The 17,261-nt window shown below is 25.2% G+C and carries 19 protein-coding genes and 1 riboswitch; of the genes, 12 read left to right on the top strand and 7 right to left on the bottom strand.

The features are described 5' to 3' along the window. Position 1 precedes the first annotated feature (1 nt). Positions 2-1,033: an ABC transporter substrate-binding protein gene (locus D3Z33_RS08145; protein WP_160197269.1), complete on the top strand. Its 1,032-nt coding sequence runs from the start codon at positions 2-4 to the stop codon at positions 1,031-1,033. Between the two features lie 29 nt (positions 1,034-1,062). Here the strand turns inward: D3Z33_RS08145 and D3Z33_RS08140 are convergent, their stop codons facing one another. The 5 genes from D3Z33_RS08140 to D3Z33_RS08120 form a co-directional block, all read right to left on the bottom strand. After that, entirely contained in the window at positions 1,063-1,929 is an 867-nt protein-coding gene (locus D3Z33_RS08140; RefSeq protein WP_160197268.1) for a thiamine pyrophosphate-dependent enzyme, read from the bottom strand. Then, positions 1,929-3,605, bottom strand: coding sequence for a 2-oxoacid:acceptor oxidoreductase subunit alpha (locus D3Z33_RS08135; RefSeq protein WP_160197267.1), 1,677 nt, complete (start codon positions 3,603-3,605; stop codon positions 1,929-1,931). Before D3Z33_RS08135 ends, D3Z33_RS08140 begins: the two co-directional genes overlap by 1 nt. 137 nt (positions 3,606-3,742) lie before the next feature. Then, complete coding sequence (locus D3Z33_RS08130) at positions 3,743-4,312, bottom strand: accessory gene regulator B family protein (RefSeq protein ID WP_160197266.1); 570 nt, start codon at positions 4,310-4,312, stop codon at positions 3,743-3,745. Then, positions 4,287-5,615 (bottom strand): sensor histidine kinase, encoded by a 1,329-nt coding sequence (locus tag D3Z33_RS08125; protein WP_160197265.1) that lies wholly within the window; start codon positions 5,613-5,615, stop codon positions 4,287-4,289. The genes D3Z33_RS08130 and D3Z33_RS08125 overlap by 26 nt, the downstream gene beginning before the upstream one ends. Before the next feature lie 44 nt (positions 5,616-5,659). Next, positions 5,660-5,794 (bottom strand): cyclic lactone autoinducer peptide, encoded by a 135-nt coding sequence (locus D3Z33_RS08120; protein ID WP_160197264.1) that lies wholly within the window; start codon positions 5,792-5,794, stop codon positions 5,660-5,662. Between the two features lie 210 nt (positions 5,795-6,004). Here D3Z33_RS08120 and D3Z33_RS08115 point away from each other — a divergent pair, with 210 nt between their 5' ends. From D3Z33_RS08115 to D3Z33_RS08105, 3 genes are all read left to right on the top strand, one after another. Next, on the top strand, positions 6,005-6,904 hold the full coding sequence (locus D3Z33_RS08115; protein WP_160197263.1) for a nitroreductase family protein: 900 nt from the start codon (positions 6,005-6,007) through the stop codon (positions 6,902-6,904). A gap of 127 nt (positions 6,905-7,031) precedes the next feature. After that, positions 7,032-7,628: a 30S ribosomal protein S4 gene (rpsD, locus tag D3Z33_RS08110; protein ID WP_160197262.1), complete on the top strand. Its 597-nt coding sequence runs from the start codon at positions 7,032-7,034 to the stop codon at positions 7,626-7,628. A gap of 140 nt (positions 7,629-7,768) precedes the next feature. Then, positions 7,769-8,923, top strand: a complete 1,155-nt coding sequence (locus tag D3Z33_RS08105; RefSeq protein ID WP_160197261.1) for a CD0519/CD1768 family membrane protein — start codon at positions 7,769-7,771, stop codon at positions 8,921-8,923. Positions 8,924-8,944: 21 nt separating this feature from the next. On the opposite strand, the gene D3Z33_RS08100 is transcribed toward D3Z33_RS08105, so the two are convergent. Next, positions 8,945-10,315, bottom strand: coding sequence for an MATE family efflux transporter (locus tag D3Z33_RS08100; protein WP_160197260.1), 1,371 nt, complete (start codon positions 10,313-10,315; stop codon positions 8,945-8,947). A 121-nt stretch (positions 10,316-10,436) separates the two neighbouring features. Here D3Z33_RS08100 and D3Z33_RS08095 point away from each other — a divergent pair, with 121 nt between their 5' ends. Next, positions 10,437-10,880, top strand: a complete 444-nt coding sequence (locus tag D3Z33_RS08095; RefSeq protein WP_160197259.1) for an endolytic transglycosylase MltG — start codon at positions 10,437-10,439, stop codon at positions 10,878-10,880. Between the two features lie 8 nt (positions 10,881-10,888). Further along, positions 10,889-12,139: a UV DNA damage repair endonuclease UvsE gene (uvsE, locus tag D3Z33_RS08090; RefSeq protein WP_160197258.1), complete on the top strand. Its 1,251-nt coding sequence runs from the start codon at positions 10,889-10,891 to the stop codon at positions 12,137-12,139. On the opposite strand, the gene D3Z33_RS16940 is transcribed toward uvsE, so the two are convergent. Continuing rightward, on the bottom strand, positions 12,136-12,390 hold the full coding sequence (locus D3Z33_RS16940) for an Rdx family protein (protein ID WP_160197257.1): 255 nt from the start codon (positions 12,388-12,390) through the stop codon (positions 12,136-12,138). The two genes, uvsE and D3Z33_RS16940, sit on opposite strands and share 4 nt — an antisense overlap. Positions 12,391-12,561: 171 nt before the next feature. Here D3Z33_RS16940 and D3Z33_RS16530 point away from each other — a divergent pair, with 171 nt between their 5' ends. From D3Z33_RS16530 to aroC, 6 genes are all read left to right on the top strand, one after another. Next, positions 12,562-12,729, top strand: coding sequence for a hypothetical protein (locus tag D3Z33_RS16530; RefSeq protein WP_201750469.1), 168 nt, complete (start codon positions 12,562-12,564; stop codon positions 12,727-12,729). Positions 12,730-12,833: 104 nt separating this feature from the next. After that, positions 12,834-13,454, top strand: coding sequence for a DedA family protein (locus tag D3Z33_RS08080; protein WP_160197256.1), 621 nt, complete (start codon positions 12,834-12,836; stop codon positions 13,452-13,454). A 12-nt stretch (positions 13,455-13,466) separates the two neighbouring features. Further along, on the top strand, positions 13,467-14,141 hold the full coding sequence (locus D3Z33_RS08075) for a TIGR01906 family membrane protein (RefSeq protein ID WP_160197255.1): 675 nt from the start codon (positions 13,467-13,469) through the stop codon (positions 14,139-14,141). Positions 14,142-14,183: 42 nt separating this feature from the next. After that, positions 14,184-15,185 carry a restriction endonuclease gene (locus D3Z33_RS08070; protein ID WP_160197254.1) on the top strand — a complete coding sequence of 334 codons (1,002 nt, stop codon included), beginning with the start codon at positions 14,184-14,186 and terminating at the stop codon, positions 15,183-15,185. A gap of 15 nt (positions 15,186-15,200) precedes the next feature. Then, positions 15,201-15,291, top strand: a riboswitch (THF riboswitch). A gap of 63 nt (positions 15,292-15,354) precedes the next feature. Next, positions 15,355-16,080 carry a folate family ECF transporter S component gene (locus D3Z33_RS08065; protein ID WP_160197253.1) on the top strand — a complete coding sequence of 242 codons (726 nt, stop codon included), beginning with the start codon at positions 15,355-15,357 and terminating at the stop codon, positions 16,078-16,080. A gap of 42 nt (positions 16,081-16,122) precedes the next feature. Further along, positions 16,123-17,250 (top strand): chorismate synthase, encoded by a 1,128-nt coding sequence (gene aroC, locus D3Z33_RS08060; protein ID WP_160197252.1) that lies wholly within the window; start codon positions 16,123-16,125, stop codon positions 17,248-17,250. Positions 17,251-17,261: the final 11 nt, after the last annotated feature.

Here is a 17,261-nt window from a genome sequence, read left to right as displayed (position 1 = left end):
TATGAAAAAAATATTTATTCTATTATTATTAGTAAGTATCCTTTTTCTAAGTTCATGTGGGGAAGACAAGGAAGAGTTACATGTATATAATTGGGGCGATTACATCGATGAAACAGTTCTTGATGAATTTGAGAAAGAGTATGATGTAAACGTAATATATGAAACTTTCCCTACAAATGAAGAAATGTATGTAAAGATAAAACAAGGCGGAACTAGTTATGATGTAGCATTTCCATCAGATTATATGATTGAAAAAATGATAAAAGAAGATTTATTATATAAAATTGATATGAATAATATAACTAACTATGATAAGATTGATGACAGATTTAAAAGCTTAGATTTTGATCCTAATAATGAGTATTCTGTGCCATATATGTGGGGAACAATGGGAATATTATACAATAAAAATATGGTAGAAGAAAAAGTAGATAGTTGGAATATTTTATGGAATGAGAAGTATAAAGATGAAATATTGATGATAGATAGCCAAAGAGATTCTTTTGCAGTTGCACTTAAAAAATTAGGTTATTCTTTAAACTCCACTGATGAGCAAGAATTAGAAAAAACAAAACAAGAATTAATAAAACAAAAGGATTTAGTACTTGCATATGTAGGTGATGAAGGCAAAGATATGATGGTTAGAGAAGAAGCAGCATTGTCAGTACAATGGTCTGGAGATGCTATATATTTGATGGAAGAAAATAAAAACCTTGATTATGTAGTTCCTAAAGAAGGTTCTAACTTATGGTATGATAATATGGTTATACCAAAAACCTCTGAGAATAAGGAGTTAGCTGAAAAGTTTATAGACTTTATGACTAGGAAAGACATTGCACTTAAAAATACAGAGTATATAGGATATTCTACTCCTAATAAAGAAGCAAAACAAGAATTAGCTGAAGAATTACAAAAGAGCGAAATTGCATATCCAACTGAAGAGCAAGTTAAAAATAGTGAAGTGTTTCTAGATCCAGGAGAATTTTTAAAAGTTTATGATAAATTATGGACAGAAGTAAAAGCATCAAAATAAGAGAAGGCAATTGCCTTCTCTTATTTTGACTATCTAAAGTCTTCCATGAATTTTGATGCATCTTTAGGAGACCATTCTCTATCTACTAGAGGTTTATTATCTCTTATTTGTGGAATTCTATCATTAAATGAGATTGCTTCTTTATCTTGGTATATTATTCCAAGAGGGATTCCATCATCTCCCCACTCATTTGCTTTTTTAAATGCTTGATCTTTATCTGTTGGATCATAATTTTCATCAAGTTTATAAACTCTATCTTTATACCATTTAAAAGTATTTACCTTATTAAAAGTAACACAAGGTTGTAATATATCAATAAGAGCATAACCTTTATGTTCCATAGCCTTTTGAATCATTTCTGATAGATGATTTACATCTCCAGAAAAACTTCTAGCAACAAAAGTTGCTCCCATAGTCATAGCTGTAGCTATAGGATTAAAAGGATCCACCCTAACACCGTCTAATTGCATGGAAGTTACTTGGCCTTTAGCAGTAGTAGGAGAACCTTGTCCTTTAGTTAAGCCATAAATTTGATTATCATGTACTAAATGAGTTATATCTATATTTCTTCTTATATTATGGATAAAGTGATTTCCGCCTTCACCGTAAGTGTCTCCATCTCCTGAAGTAACAACTATTTTAAGATCTTTATTTGCAATATTAGCACCTAATGCAGGAGGTAATGCTCTACCATGAAGACCATTAAATCCATTTACATTTATATAATGTGGTGTTTTAGCAGCTTGTCCAATACCAGAGCATAAAAGTATTTGGTGAGGTTTTAAATTAGCCTCAGAAAAAGCTTTTTTTAATGAGTTTAATATTCCAAAATTACCACAACCAGGACACCATGCATTTTCATCATTTGAGTTAAATAATTTTATATCTGTAGCCATTATAATACCTCCTCTTGTAATTTACTTACAATTTCTTTTCCATATAATTGTCTACCGTCATATTTTAATATACTTTTATTACAATGTATTCCTGTCTCTTGTCTAATAAATTTAGCTAATTGTCCATTAAAGTTTTGTTCTACATTAACTATATTTTTAGCATTCTTGCTATATTTTTCGAGTAATTTTGTAGGTAGAGGATAAATATCTCCAAAAATTAATGCACCTATCTTTTCTCCATCATCTTTTAATGTTTCTACAGCTTCTCTTAAACCACCATATAAAGAACCCCATCCTATAAGAAGAGTTTCTGGATCATCTACTCCAAAGTAATCTGGCTCTATGAGCTCGTCTTTTAATAATTCCATTCTCTTCATACGTTTATCCATTTGAGATATACGCACTTCACTTTCTTCTGTAATATGGCCATATTCATCATGTTCATCACTGTCAGCAAGAACTGTAACACCTTCTATTTTTCCTGGAATTATTCTTTTAGATAAACCATTTTCAGTTATTTCATAACGTTTATAATCATCTTTATTAATATCATTTTCTCCAGATATATGTCTTTCAATAGTAACTTTATCAAAGTCAAATTTATTAACTGTCTGATTTGCATCTGCTAAGAATTGGTCATTTAATATTATTACTAGCATTTGATATTTATCAGCTATATTAAGTGCTCTAGCAGTTTGATAGAAAGCATCTTCAGGGTTTTTAACTGATAGGACCATTCTAGGTATTTCTCCATGAGAAGCAGTTAGAATAAAGCTTAAATCACTTTGTTCAGTTCTAGTAGGAAGTCCTGTAGCTGGTCCTGGTCTTTGTACATTTACTGTAACTAATGGAGTTTCAGTAATACCAGCTAGACCTAATGCTTCAGTCATAAGAGAAAATCCTCCACCAGATGTACCTGTCATAGCACGAACTCCTGTAAATGAAGCACCTATTGCCATATTTATAGCTGCAATTTCATCTTCCGCTTGCTCTACAACAATCCCTGCATCATTTTGTTTTGTAGATAAATATGTCATTATACTAGTTGAAGGTGTCATTGGATACGCACCATAAAAGCTAAGTCCACCAGCAAGTGCTCCAAGTGCTATTGCTTGATTACCATTGATTAATAATGTATCTTTAGCTTCTCCTTTTTTAGGTTTATATTTTGAATCTACATATTCATAACCTTTATTAAAAGCTTCAATATTATCATTAGCTATTTTTTCGTCCCATTTTTCATTAAATACTTCTTCAATTTTTGAATCATCTAGAGATAATAGCTTTATAATAGCTCCCATTCCAACAGTTCCAAATACACGTGCTTGACCAATTTCTTTTGCTATTTTAAGCATTGGTATTGTTATTCTTCTTTCATCTTCCCATTTTATTTTATCATCACACAAAAACACACCATCTTTTTTCAAGTTTTTTGAATGAAATTCTACTGAATTTTGATCTAATCCAATAATTATATCTAGTTTATCATCGTATGAATAAATAGGTTCATTACCAAATCTAATTTGTATAAAGTTGTGGCCACCACGAACTCTAGACATATAGTCTTTATTAGAAAAAACATAGTATCCTTTTCTTTGTAAAATTTTTTCTAACAAAGAGCTTATGGTATCCATACCTTGGCCAGCTGAACCACCAATTAAAATATTATATTTCATCATATACACTCCTTTTATATTATTTATATTATATTTAAATTTATAGAATATTGTATACAATCTATTACTTTTAATTTATATCCTATAATATAGACATTAAACATGTTATAAATTAACATTTTAAAATAAAAAATTCATCAAGAATTTTCTTGATGAATTTTACCAACTAATAGAGTTATTGATTGAATAAAAAGTGCGGAAATAGATATGTTAGAAAAGCTAGGTTTTAATATTAAAGAGATAAAAGATAATATTATTAGTACAAATATAGAAATATATTTTATTTTCTTTTTTTGCTTTTTTGATTTAATTCTTTTATTAGGATGATCCACAGGGCTATAGATATAAGTTAAAATATAAGTTGTTATTATTAATATTAGTTTAGTTTCAAATGTAAACGATATTAAATTAGGCAACTTTATTATAGTAAATAAAAGAAAAAAAGAAGTTATAAAACAAGATATATAAGTATCTTGATGAAAACCTCCTGAATAAATTCTAAAACTACTAAAAAATAAAATTGCTATAAAAAACTCCTTAGTTAATGATAATAAACTAAAAATAATAAAATAAATTATAATTTTAGAAAGTTCACTTATTATACATTCAATACCATATTTTATTTTAATTTTTTGAAGTCTATCAAACTCTCTATATTTTATTATCTGATAGTATAAAAAGTTAGAAACTCTCACTATATAGTTCATACTTATCTCCTATAAGATTAAATATAATTTGAAATTCTGTTTCTTCTTTATTGCTGTATAAAATTATTTTACCATCATTTTTTTCTATCATTTTCTTTACTATATACAAACCATATCCATGATCATCACTATTTCTTTCTTTAGTTGAAAAACCATTTTGAAATATTTTTTCCAAAATTTCATCCTCTATTTTAGGGCCATTATTAGAAATAGAGATTATGTATTTTTCTTCTTCAATGTATGTCCATAAAGAAATTATCGGTCTTTCAATAGTTTCTTTAGATAAAATAATTGCTTCAAAAGCATTGTCTAATATATTACTGATAATACTTATTAAATCTACATTATCAACTCTTACTTTATCCAACATAGATTCAAAATTAACATCAAATATAATATTATTTTCATATGCATGATTACTCTTAACTACTAATAATCCATCAATATAATCATTTCCACTATTAAATGTAGTATATGAATTTTTGATCTCATTAGTTATATTTTTTAAATACTCTTTAATTCTTTCAACTGTATTAGGTTTATTTATAGTACTCATAGCATATATAGTATTTATATGATTTGAAAAATCATGTTTTTCCCGACGTATTATATTAATTAAAGATTCAAGGTTCTTTATATAGTCATATTGAATATTATATTTTTTTTCAATTTTAATAAGATTAATTTTTACTTTATAATCTAAATAACCAATAATTGCATATATTAAAAATATTAAAATGATTAAAGTTTCATATAATATTATCTTTTCAGGTTGATATATTACAAATTGTATACTTAGGATTAACATACCCATTAAAAACATACCAAAAACCCAATATATAATGACTTGATGACTTAATTCTTTAGAAAAATATTTTATGTTTGGACTTTTAATTTTTGAAATTATAAATAATAAAATCAACTCTATGCTTTTAACTAATATTGAAAAATGTAATTTGACTTCCTGAATATTTTGTAATTGTTCCATAGTAGTATTTGTTATCATTGAAAAAAAAGGAAATAACATTAATTCTATTATAATCATTAAAAATCCTATAAATATAATTGTAACTATAGATAAAAAAACCTTTACATTTGCTATTAAAGCAAGACTTAAGCTTACAAATAAAATTATTAATATTGTATGATAACCTGCTGGAAATGATAAAGTAGCCCAAAATGAAAATAATGTAAAAGAAATCAAAAATAAAGTACTAATAAATTTTTTATTTTTAATTATTTCTCTTTTATTAGAAATAAACAAGTAAGAATATAAAAAAATAAATGCTTCTATAATAGCCATAATAACTTCATTTACGAAGAGATAGGGACTAGTAATAGACCCTATCATTTGATTAATTCATCTGGACATTTAGGTTGATTTGTTAAGAATGTTGTAGCAGAATTGCCAGCATTATTTGCTATAAAAGTTGCTAACAATGCTAAGGGAGATAATAAGAAATTAATAAGTTTTTTATACATTATAAAAAAACCTCCTTTATTATATTTGATACCTTAATGAAGCTATTATACTTTATTATAATTATACCAAAAAAATGAAAAAAAGTAATCTATTTTTTTATAATAAATTTTATAATTAAAAATAATATATAAGAATATAATTTAAAAAAAGATTATATTTTTAGTATTAGGGTATAAAAATTTTAACAAAGTATATTAGGAGGAAATAAAATGTTATTTAGAAATTTTTTAGAAAATCGAACATCCACAAGAGAATATAAAGAAACAGTAATAGAAAGAGATAAACTAGATATGTTAATGGATTTTGCATTTAAAATTGAAAAAAGTTATGGTAATGAAGGTATCAGGTTTAAATTATATCAAAATGGAGATGAAATATATAATGAGTTAAAAGGAAAAGCAGGTTATTCTGGAGTGATGATTAAAAGTCCTCATTATATAGGATTACAAACTAATGATGAAAATGATTTAACGTTTTTGAAGGCTTCTTACGCTATGGAAACTTTATTAACTAAAGTATATCAAATGGACTTAGGAAGTTGCTGGATAAATGTAATGGATACACCATATGATTCTAAGAAAATTTTATTTGATGAAAATAATAAACATGTTAATTACATAGTAGCTATTGGATATCCAAAAAATAGTCAGAAAATAACTGACTTTACAAACAGTGATGGCTTACAAAATGAAGATATTGAATACTTGAATACAATTAGACCTTTTAAAGAAAAAAAATATTTTGTTGATAAATCTACAAGTAGTAGACTGTCTGTTAGTGATATAGTATTTTATAATGAATTTGGAAATGAAATTTCTCAAGAAGAATTAGATAATAGGGGATTAAATGAACTTTTTTACTATATAAGATATGCTCCTTCTGATAAGAATGAACAACCTTGGAGATTTATACTTAAAAATAACAGTGTTGAATTGGGAGTAATTGACCCACAAGATAAAAATAATTTAACTGATGCAGGTATAATGATGTATTATTTTGAAGAAATGGCAAAAAGTATAGGTTATAAAGGAAATTGGAACTTTAAACAAGATAATATTCAAGATTATAAAGGCATAAATTATACAATTTTAGGAGAGTATAATCTATAATAAAAAGCTTTGTAAATGATACACATTATCATTTACAAAGCTTTTTTTATATGGTATAATTGTTATTGGCTATTCGTAATGAGTATATACCGCGGCAAGTATATTCTAAAATACGGAGGTAATAAATATGGCAAAAATGATGGGACCACGTTTTAAACTTAGTAGAAGACTAGGTGTAAATGTAGTTGGTCATCCTAAAGCAATGAAACGTGCACAAAGAGGAACAAGTAGAGCTGATAAAAAACTTTCAAACTATGGCTTACAATTATTAGAAAAACAAAAATTAAGATCATATTATAATGTAATGGAAAAACAATTCAAAAAAAGATATGTAGATAAAGCTATGAAAGCTGAAGGGATATCTGGTGAAGTTTTAATAGAGTTATTAGAAAAAAGATTAGATAATATGGTATATAGAATGGGATTTGGAAGTTCTATAAGACAGGCACGTCAAATGGTAAATCATGGACATATTTTAGTAAATGGAAAAAAAGTTGATATTCCATCTTTTTCAGTAGAAGTTGGAGATATTATATCTCTTAGAGAAAAATCTAAAAATATTGATGTATTTAAAGAGAATTTTGAAAATCCATCTTTTGCATTAGATTATATAACTAGAAATGAAGAAAGTATTAGTGCTAAACTTGAAAGAGAGCCTAAAAGAGAAGAGATACCAGTTGAAGTAGATGAACAATTAATTGTTGAATATTATTCAAGAAAATAGTAAAAAAACACAGTGTATACACTGTGTTTTTTTACTATATAAAAGTTAATTTAATGTAATATTAATTTATTATAAAATGATTGATAATTTAGACATTACTCTTGTATAATGGATATAGATTATACATAAGGGGTGATTAAATGACTTTTTCAAGCTTGAAGAAGAAAACCTTTGCCTATACTGATTCAATAATTTTTATTGCACTTATATCACTTTTCTTTGGCTACATAGGATCACAAATGGGTGTAGGCTATATGTTTTCTACAATAATGAATACAGCATATAAGTTATTAATGGATACTGTGTTTTATATTATGGCTATAGCTGTTTTAGCAGGGGCATTTGGAAGACTTGCTACTGAGTTTAAAGTAGTACAATTATTAAATATGTTATTTGCACCTTTAATGAAGCCACTTTACAATTTACCAGGAGTTAGTTTTTTAGGAATAATAACTACATATCTTTCGGATAACCCAGCTATAATATCCCTTGCTAAGGATAAAAGTTATTTAAGTTATTTTAAAAGAAATGAAGTTCCTTGTCTTTGTAATTTAGGAACAGCCTTTGGAATGGGACTTATAGTAACAACTTTTATGATTGGGCAAGGTTATTTTAAAGAGGCATTGATAGGTAATGTTGGGGCTTTAATAGGAAGTATAGTAAGCGTACGATTAATGGCTTATAGGAGTAAAAAAATATTAGGAGAAAGCAAAATTGAAGGAGATAGAGATTTTGATTTAGAAGAGATTTTAAATACTGCAGAAGATGAAAAAGTAAGTTTTTTTGAAAGATTTTTAACTGCATTTTTAGAAGGTGGTAAAATGGGAGTAGACATAGGCTTAAGTATCATACCAGGAGTATTAATTATTTGTACGATAATTATGATATTGACATTTGGACCAATAGATGCTACAGAAGGATATCAAGGGTTAGCATATGAAGGTGTAGGTTTATTACCTCTTATTGGAGAAAAGTTATCACCTATATTAACTCCATTGTTTGGATTTAAAAATCCAGAAGCTATTGCATTTCCAATTACAGCATTAGGTGCTGTAGGTGCTGCATTAAGTTTAATACCAAGCTTTATAGAAAACAATGTAATAGGAGGTAATGAAATAGCTGTATTTACTGCTATGGGTATGTGTTGGAGTGGATTCTTAAGTACTCATGTGGCAATGTTAGATACATTAGGTCATAGAAATTTAATTTCAAAAGCTATAACAAGCCATTTAGTAGGAGGCATGGTTGCAGGTATTTCTGCACATTACTTGGTATTATTAATAAGTATATTTTAAGCTAGGCTGAAAGCCTAGCTTTTATGTGGTTTTCATTTTTTCAAATGTATCATTTAGAGCTTTTCTAAGCCAAAACACAAGAATTATTGAAGAAATTAATTCAGATATAGGGAATGAATACCATATAGTATTTAAAGTGCCTATTTTACCTAATATATATGCAATAGGTAGTAGAAGAATTATTTGTCTTAAAAATGATAATGTTAAACTAGGAAATCCCTTACCAATTGCTTGAAAAGTTGTAGACCCAACAATTGCAGGACCGATAATAGGAAATGCAATACTTATTGTTTTTAATGCTTTAGTTCCTATTTCTATTAATTCTTCATTATTATTTGAATTTGAAACAAATAAGTTTATTAATTGAGTAGGAAACAGTTGAAACAATAAAAAACCTAAGGTAGTAAATACAAAAGAAACTATAAAACCGTATTTGATAGTTTTTTTCATTCTATCAGGTTTGTTATGACCAAAATTATATCCCACTATAGGCATATATCCTTGGTTCAACCCAAATACCGGCATAAAAACAAATGATTGTAATCTAAAATATATACCTAATGCTGCTATTGCAGTTTCATTATAAGCACCAACTATAATATTTAGTCCACTTATCATAAACGAAGCTAAAAACTGCATTACCATAGCAGGAAATCCTACTTTATATACATCTTTGATTATGTTGAAATTAAATTTAAATTTTTTAAAGTTAACTTTAATTTCATTATCTGATTTAAATATCATAAGAACTATAAATATTCCACTTAAGAATCTAGAAAATACTGTAGCTATAGCTGCACCTTCAATTCCCCATTCAGGAAAAGGACCAATTCCAAATATTATAAATGGATCCAATACAATATTCATTAGAGATCCAATTAGCATAGATATCATAGGAATTAAAGTATTACCTTCTCCACGCAATATATTATTAGATATCATAGGTACAAATAAAGCAGCTGAACCTAAAAGTATTATTCTTATGTAACGAGTTCCATAGTCTATAATTTCTACATTATTAGTAAATATAGAAATTATGTTTCTTGCAAATAATGCTCCTAATATAGCAAGGATGATTCCATAAATAACTGATAATAACATTACATGCTCTGCAGCATTTGAAGCTTTTCTTTGATTTCCACGTCCTAGTTCACGTGAAATTAATGAACTTGTTCCAATTCCAGTTCCTACGGCAATTGCTATTAAAATCATTTGTATTGGAAAAGCAATAGAAAGTCCCGTAAGTGCTTTTGGGTCATAATTTCCAATATATATGCTATCTATAACATTATATAAAGCTTGAATTGCCATAGATATTATAGAAGGAACAGATAATTTAAAAAGTAAAGATATGATAGGTTCTGTTCCCATTCTATTTTCATTTTCATTCATCTAACTACCTCCAATAATAATACTAATATATAGCATATACCATAAAAAAATATAAATCAAACATTTAAATTAATAGATATTTTTAGTATAATTTATATTATATATGAAAGGGTGTTTAATATTGAAAAAAATTAGAGTATGGGATCTTAGTATATTATTTTTAGGAATTGGTATTGGAATTATACTTTCAGTTGCTATCTTTTATTATAATCCTGTTGTAAAATATAGAGATTATAGTGATGATCAAATAGTAGAAAAATATACTGAAATAAAATTAAAGGAACAACGTGAAAGTGAAAAAAATAATAATAAAAATAATAATAAAAAAGATGAAGAAAAAAATATAGAAGATGATATTAAGAAATTAGAGTTTAATATTGAAAAAGGACAATCTCTAGATACAATAATTGATAATTTATATAGTAAAAAAGTTATAGATAATAAAGAAAGTTTTTTAGATAGACTTAAGGTAAGGGAAGTAACAGGGAAAATACAATATGGAACATATAATATAGAACTTCCTATTGATTACGATGATTTAATTGATAAGATTATTATAAAATAAAACTGGAGGTGATTAGTATTAAAATTGGCTATGCTTGTATTAATAAATCTATAAATAGTATAAATTTTAAGACATGCAGATTAAAAAATGCTTTGCAACAACGTTTGAAAGAGCTGATAAAATATAATTTAGAAAGTTTAGAAGAAATATTAAAGTATAATAAAGAGAAAAATATTAATATGTATAGAATAAGCTCTGATATTATTCCCTTTGCATCTCATGATGTAAATAATGTAGATTGGGAATTGGAATTTAAAACAGAATTGAACAGAATAAAAAACATTATAAACAACAATAATTTTAGAGTTTCTATGCATCCAGGGCAGTATACTGTGTTAAATTCTAAAAATCAAGGTGTAGTACTAAAATCAGTAAAAGAATTAAATTATCATGCAAAATTTCTTGATGCTATTACAGATGACTTTACTCATAAAATAGTATTACATATAGGCGGAGTATATGGAGATAAAAGAAAAGCAATTATACGTTTTATAGAGAATTTCAATCTATTATCTACCAGTGTGAAAAAGAGATTAATTATAGAAAATGATGATAAGAATTATACCATAGAAGAGGTTATATATATTAGTGAAAAATTAAAAATCCCTATAGTTTTTGATAATTTACATAATGAAATTAATGGCAACTATAATATATTTGAATTATTTAAAAAAATATATTATAGTTGGAAAGATGAAGATGGGATACCAAAGTTCCATTATTCTCAACAAGCTCCATATAAAAGAACAGGTTCTCATACTCAAACAATAGAGCCCTTTAGTTTTTTTAAATATATAAATAAGTTTAATTATGATATAGATATCATGCTTGAAGTAAAAGATAAGAATCTATCTGTAGAAAAAATAATGAATTTAAAAGAGAATAAATCAAATATAATGAGAGATGAGTGGGGAAAATATAAATATAATGTTATGAAAAAATCTTATAATGATTATAAAAGGATAAGTAAATATATAAATACAGAAAATCCTAGTTGGAATAATGTATGTACAATGCTAGAAAATTGTTTCAATAAACAAGAATCTATAGAGGAATCTTTAAATACTTATATGCACATATGGGGCTATTTTAAAAAATTAGCAAATGATAAAGAAAAAAGAAGCTTCTTGGAATTAATCAATAAATCCAAAAACACTTCTTTTGATTCATATGATATTGAAAAATACTTATTTGATTTATCTCAAAAATACAATATGAAATACTTACTTAATTCATATTTTTTTAATGATATAAATTAATGGTTTTCAAATATGTATTCTTCCTCTATAATATCCTCTATTTCATTTTCATTAGGAAATCTATTTAACTCTTTTTTAGAAAATATTAATTTTTCATTTACTTTTATTTCAAATACTCCTCCTGATGAAGGAATTAAAGATAAAGCTTTAATATCATTAGTATGAATATTAAGTAAGTTTTCACAAAGACTCACGGCCTTAGATAAATATCCTCAAGATGTGCAGTATTCTATACTTATGTTGTTAATCATTATAATCACTCCTATTAAATAAAATATTACTTATAACTTATTATACCTAGAAAATTCTTATTTAAACAAATAATTATAAATAAGAATTGTAAGTCTATTAGAATATTTTTTATGTATATGTTTAAACTAAAATTATATGTAATTAAATATTAAATTAAAGGAGTGTAAGACTTGGCAAAAGATTTTAATAAAATAAAAGAAGAATTTATTAAAGCTGATTTAAATAAAAAAATAGAAATTTATACTACAACTGCAGGACTTACTGTGGAACAATTTAAAGAACTATTAAAAAGCTTCCCTATTCAACATTTAAGTAAGTTAGAAAAAGCTATGGCGTAAAATAAAGTAGCAGATTTAAATCTGCTACTTTATTTTATGTATACAATATTATAATATAGAATAAAGGGTATAATTATTATATTGATTGAATAGGAGGAGATTATATGGAAGAATTAATTATACAATTTTCTAAAAATATTGTTTCTCAAAATGTGATTTTTTCATATGTTTTCTTTTTTATATCTCAAGCACTTCAAGTTCTATTTCCACCTTATCCTGGAGATATGGTTTTAATATTAGAAGGATATTTAACTGAAATTGCAAATTTAAATATAGTATTAGTAATAATTATTGCAATTACTTCTACTTGGATTTCATCTATTGCTTTATATATACTGGGGAAAAAAGAAGGAGAGAAAATATTACATTCTAAAATAATAAGAAAACTTTTTGAAACAGATAAAGTATTAAAATTAAAAAAATTATTTAAAAAATTTAGTTTTATTGTTATAATAATAAGTAAATTTATTCCTGGAATATATTCTATAACTATATTGTCAGCGGGTATATTTAAAGTTAAAAAAACAATAGTTTATTCTTCTATAGCAATAATAACAAGTTTGCATCACATTGTATTGATATCTTTAGGAAAAATATTAGGAGAGAATTGGACATTTGTATTTAGAAAAATAGAAAAGTATAACAAACAAATGTTAACTCTTATAATTCCTATTTTAATTTTTTATTTTATAGTTATTCAAATAAAGAAAAGAATTTTTAAATAAATGGAGAAAAATATGAAAAAAATAATATTAGGTTTTATTTTTATAATTTCTTTAAATATATCATTATTATTTTTAGATGTTCAAATGGCTACATTTGATATAAAATTTTATGAAAAAAAATTTGAAGAATATAATGTATATAAAAAAACAAATATACAAAAAGAAGATTTAAAAAAAGTTACAATTCAAATGTTAGATTATATGAAAGGTAAAAGAGAAAATCTTATAATAGAAACAAATATAGGGCAAGAAAAAGAAATTGTATTTGGCGAAAGAGAAAGACTACATATGGTAGATGTTAAGAATTTATTTGAAATAGGCTTTAAGATAAGAGATATTTCTATTATAATATTTTTGATAACTTTTATAATATTTATAAAATATTATAAAAATATATTATATAAACTTTTGTTATTTTCAGCTACTATTCCTATGATAGCAATGGTTATATTTGGTATATTAATAAGTATTGATTTTAGTAAATATTTTACTATCTTTCATGAAATATTATTTACTAATGATCTTTGGTTGCTAAATCCTAAAACTGATATACTTATACAAATGTTACCTTTAAATTTTTTCTATAGTATTTCTATAAGGATATTAACATATTTTATATTACAACTTATTTTAATTTTTATTTTAGGATTTGGATTAAAAGAAAAAAATAAGGTAATTAATGATTAAAATTTTATAAAATGTCTATAATCCTTTTAAAAGGAGGATATTATGGATAATAAAATTTCAATAAAAAAACTAGAAAAAAAATTAAAATATAAAGTCAAACAATATAAATTAAATTCATTTTTTATAAGTAAATCTAATAAGAAAAAAACTTTATTTGCAAGAATGATTGATAGATTATTTATATCTATTATAATTTTTATAATTTCATATGTTGTATTCATTTATAAGTGGAATAATATTTATATCTCAGCTTTTCTTTCTTTAACCTTTTCTATTTTAATATATTCAATTTTAAACTTAAAAAATAAAAGTGAAATTAAAAATGCTAAAAAAATCACTACGAAAAAAATTGTAGAAGAAATTATTTATAATGATATTTTAAATAAAACACCTGGAGAAATCAGTATATATTTTTCTGATTTATTTACAGAATTAGGTTTTTATGTTAATGATAATTTAAATGATGATGATTTTTATTTAGAAGTATATAAGAATAATTTGAAAATAGGAATAAATATATTACAATATTCTTCAGAGTATGGAGTAAATGAAGAAACTTTAAGAAATTTTTTTATCAAGATTAATAAAAGTAATTTAAATAAAGGGATTATTATAACTACTAGTAGTTTTTATGAAGATACAAAAAAATTAGTAATAAAATTAAAAAAATATAAAAATGTTGAATTAGTGGATATAAAGAAGTTAATTTCAATAATTAAAGATACAAAATTATATCCCAATAAAAAGGAGATAGAGAGTTATATATTGAATAAGATAGAAAATAATAAAAAGTCAGTTACATATTATACTAAAAATATACTTTCGCCTAATAAGTGGAAAAAATATTTGATAAGTAGTTTTAGTATATGGATATTTGGACAATTTACAGATTTTTATAGTTATTATATATTTATAGTTTTGATTCTTTTTTCACTGGGAATAGTATGTTTATTGAGAAAAATTATTAATTATATTTATAATGGTAATGAAAAAAAGCCTGAGTATTCATATGATTTCATTTACAAAAATGAAGATATGTTATAAAATAAGTACTGTAATATCAGAGTAGGTAAAGTGCGTTAAGTGTTAAGAGATGGGAAGTAGCTCTTGAACGAAGGTTTAACCGCGATATTTTGCCGCATCCGCTGAATATTAAAGATCTCTTTTCTTTAGTTTGGGGACTCTATATTACTAAAAAAAGGAGGTTTTATTAATGGAAAAGAAAAAAATAAATACAAAAAGTTTAGTATCAGCAAGTTTACTTACTGCAATAAGTATTATTCTTACAAGAGCATTATCTATAATTATACCTATTGCAGGAGGACAAGCTCTTAGAATAGGTTTTGGTGGAGTACCTATTATGATAGCAGGTATATTATTTGGACCTTTAGTTGGAGCACTTACAGGAGTTACTGCAGATTTGGTTGGGGTATTAATCAATCCCATGGGACCTTATTTTCCAGGATTTACTTTATCAGCTGGCTTAAGTGGATTTATACCAGGGTTATTTTATCATTATGTTTTTAAAAATAGAAATAGAGAAAATAAATTCATAAATTATACAATAGTAAATGGACTAATAGTAATTTTACTTTCTTTACTTTCTGGTTATATATATATTAAATCTGGGAATGATATATCTTATAAATTTTTAATTATATATTTTGTTGCAATAGTAGGATTTATCTATTTGCCAATTACTATAAATAAAAGATATAAAAATGAAAATTCATCATATAGATTTGACAAACTTATATTTGTAGTATCTATAAGAACTATGATAATATCTTTAATACTTAATACTATATGGCTTATAATGTTATATGATCTTGGGTTTATTATTATATTTCCAATTAGAGTACTTACAGCTTTAGTTACTATACCATTAGATACTATAATAATATATATGATTTCAAAATATTTTAAATATGCTAAATAAAGCTGCCTTTGGCAGCTTTTAATATATATTAGGAGTGATAAAGTGTTAAGATTTTTAACGGCGGGAGAATCTCATGGAAAAGGTCTAATTGGAATAATAGATGGAATACCTTCAAACCTAAAAATTGATATCGATTTTATAAATATGGAATTAAAAAGACGGCAAAAAGGCTATGGTAGAGGAAATAGAATGAAAATAGAAAGTGATGAAATAAATATATTATCTGGAGTAAGAGGTGGAATTACGACAGGTAGTCCATTAACTTTTTTTATAGAAAATAAAGATTATAAAAATTGGATAGATAAAATGCATATTGAAAAAAGCATAAAAGAATCTATAACAAAACCAAGACCTGGACATGCAGACTTTGCAGGTAGTATTAAATATAATCAAAAAGATTTAAGAAATATATTAGAAAGATCTAGTGCTAGAGAAACTGCTATGAGAGTAGCTATTGGAAGTGTTGCGAAACTTATACTTAAACAATTTGGTATAAATATTTATAGTTATATTACTTCAATCGGAAATTTAGTAGATGAACAAAAGTATGATATAAATAAAATTAAAACATCAGATGACTCTATAATGAGAGTATTAAATAAGGGCTTAGAGGAAAAAATAATTAGAATGATTGATAAAACTAAAGAAGTTGGTGATACTTTAGGGGGTTCCTTTAAATTATTAGCAACGAATATACCTATAGGGCTTGGAAGTCATGCACAATGGGACAAAAAGTTAGATAGTAAATTAACAGGTGCAATTATGAGTCTTCAAGGAATAAAAGCAATTGAAATTGGAACTGGCATAAATTCTTCTAAAAATGTAGGTTCAAATGTTCATGATGAGATATTTTATAATGGTAGTTATTATAGAAAAACTAATAATGCCGGAGGAATTGAAGGTGGAATTTCTAATGGGGAAAATATTGAAATTAAAGCATATATGAAACCTATACCATCTCTCAGAATTCCTTTACAAAGTGTAGATATGGATACTAAGGAGAAAGTATCAGCACATAAAGAAAGAGCTGATGTATGTGCAGTTCCTTCTGCTAGTATAGTAGGCGAAAGTATATTAGCATGGACACTTGTAGAAGAATTATTTATTAAATTTGGTGGAGATAGTATAGATGAAATAAAGGTCAATTATTATAATTATATAAATAATTGAAAGAGAGGTCA

This window comes from Senegalia massiliensis (assembly GCF_009911265.1).
GTDB lineage: Bacteria > Bacillota > Clostridia > Tissierellales > SIT17 > Anaeromonas > Anaeromonas massiliensis_A.
This window is presented reverse-complemented; position numbering and strand designations above follow the sequence as displayed.

What these genes read in the sequence shown, in the direction of transcription:
- D3Z33_RS08145 (WP_160197269.1), top strand. Translation starts at nt 2, where the DNA reads ATGAAAAAAATATTTATTCTATTATTATTAGTAAGTATCCTTTTTCTA.
- D3Z33_RS08140 (WP_160197268.1), bottom strand. Translation starts at nt 1,929, where the DNA reads ATGGCTACAGATATAAAATTATTTAACTCAAATGATGAAAATGCATGG.
- D3Z33_RS08135 (WP_160197267.1), bottom strand. Translation starts at nt 3,605, where the DNA reads ATGAAATATAATATTTTAATTGGTGGTTCAGCTGGCCAAGGTATGGAT.
- D3Z33_RS08130 (WP_160197266.1), bottom strand. Translation starts at nt 4,312, where the DNA reads ATGAACTATATAGTGAGAGTTTCTAACTTTTTATACTATCAGATAATA.
- D3Z33_RS08125 (WP_160197265.1), bottom strand. Translation starts at nt 5,615, where the DNA reads ATGGCTATTATAGAAGCATTTATTTTTTTATATTCTTACTTGTTTATT.
- D3Z33_RS08120 (WP_160197264.1), bottom strand. Translation starts at nt 5,794, where the DNA reads ATGTATAAAAAACTTATTAATTTCTTATTATCTCCCTTAGCATTGTTA.
- D3Z33_RS08115 (WP_160197263.1), top strand. Translation starts at nt 6,005, where the DNA reads ATGTTATTTAGAAATTTTTTAGAAAATCGAACATCCACAAGAGAATAT.
- rpsD (WP_160197262.1), top strand. Translation starts at nt 7,032, where the DNA reads ATGGCAAAAATGATGGGACCACGTTTTAAACTTAGTAGAAGACTAGGT.
- D3Z33_RS08105 (WP_160197261.1), top strand. Translation starts at nt 7,769, where the DNA reads ATGACTTTTTCAAGCTTGAAGAAGAAAACCTTTGCCTATACTGATTCA.
- D3Z33_RS08100 (WP_160197260.1), bottom strand. Translation starts at nt 10,315, where the DNA reads ATGAATGAAAATGAAAATAGAATGGGAACAGAACCTATCATATCTTTA.
- D3Z33_RS08080 (WP_160197256.1), top strand. Translation starts at nt 12,834, where the DNA reads ATGGAAGAATTAATTATACAATTTTCTAAAAATATTGTTTCTCAAAAT.
- D3Z33_RS08075 (WP_160197255.1), top strand. Translation starts at nt 13,467, where the DNA reads ATGAAAAAAATAATATTAGGTTTTATTTTTATAATTTCTTTAAATATA.
- D3Z33_RS08070 (WP_160197254.1), top strand. Translation starts at nt 14,184, where the DNA reads ATGGATAATAAAATTTCAATAAAAAAACTAGAAAAAAAATTAAAATAT.
- D3Z33_RS08065 (WP_160197253.1), top strand. Translation starts at nt 15,355, where the DNA reads ATGGAAAAGAAAAAAATAAATACAAAAAGTTTAGTATCAGCAAGTTTA.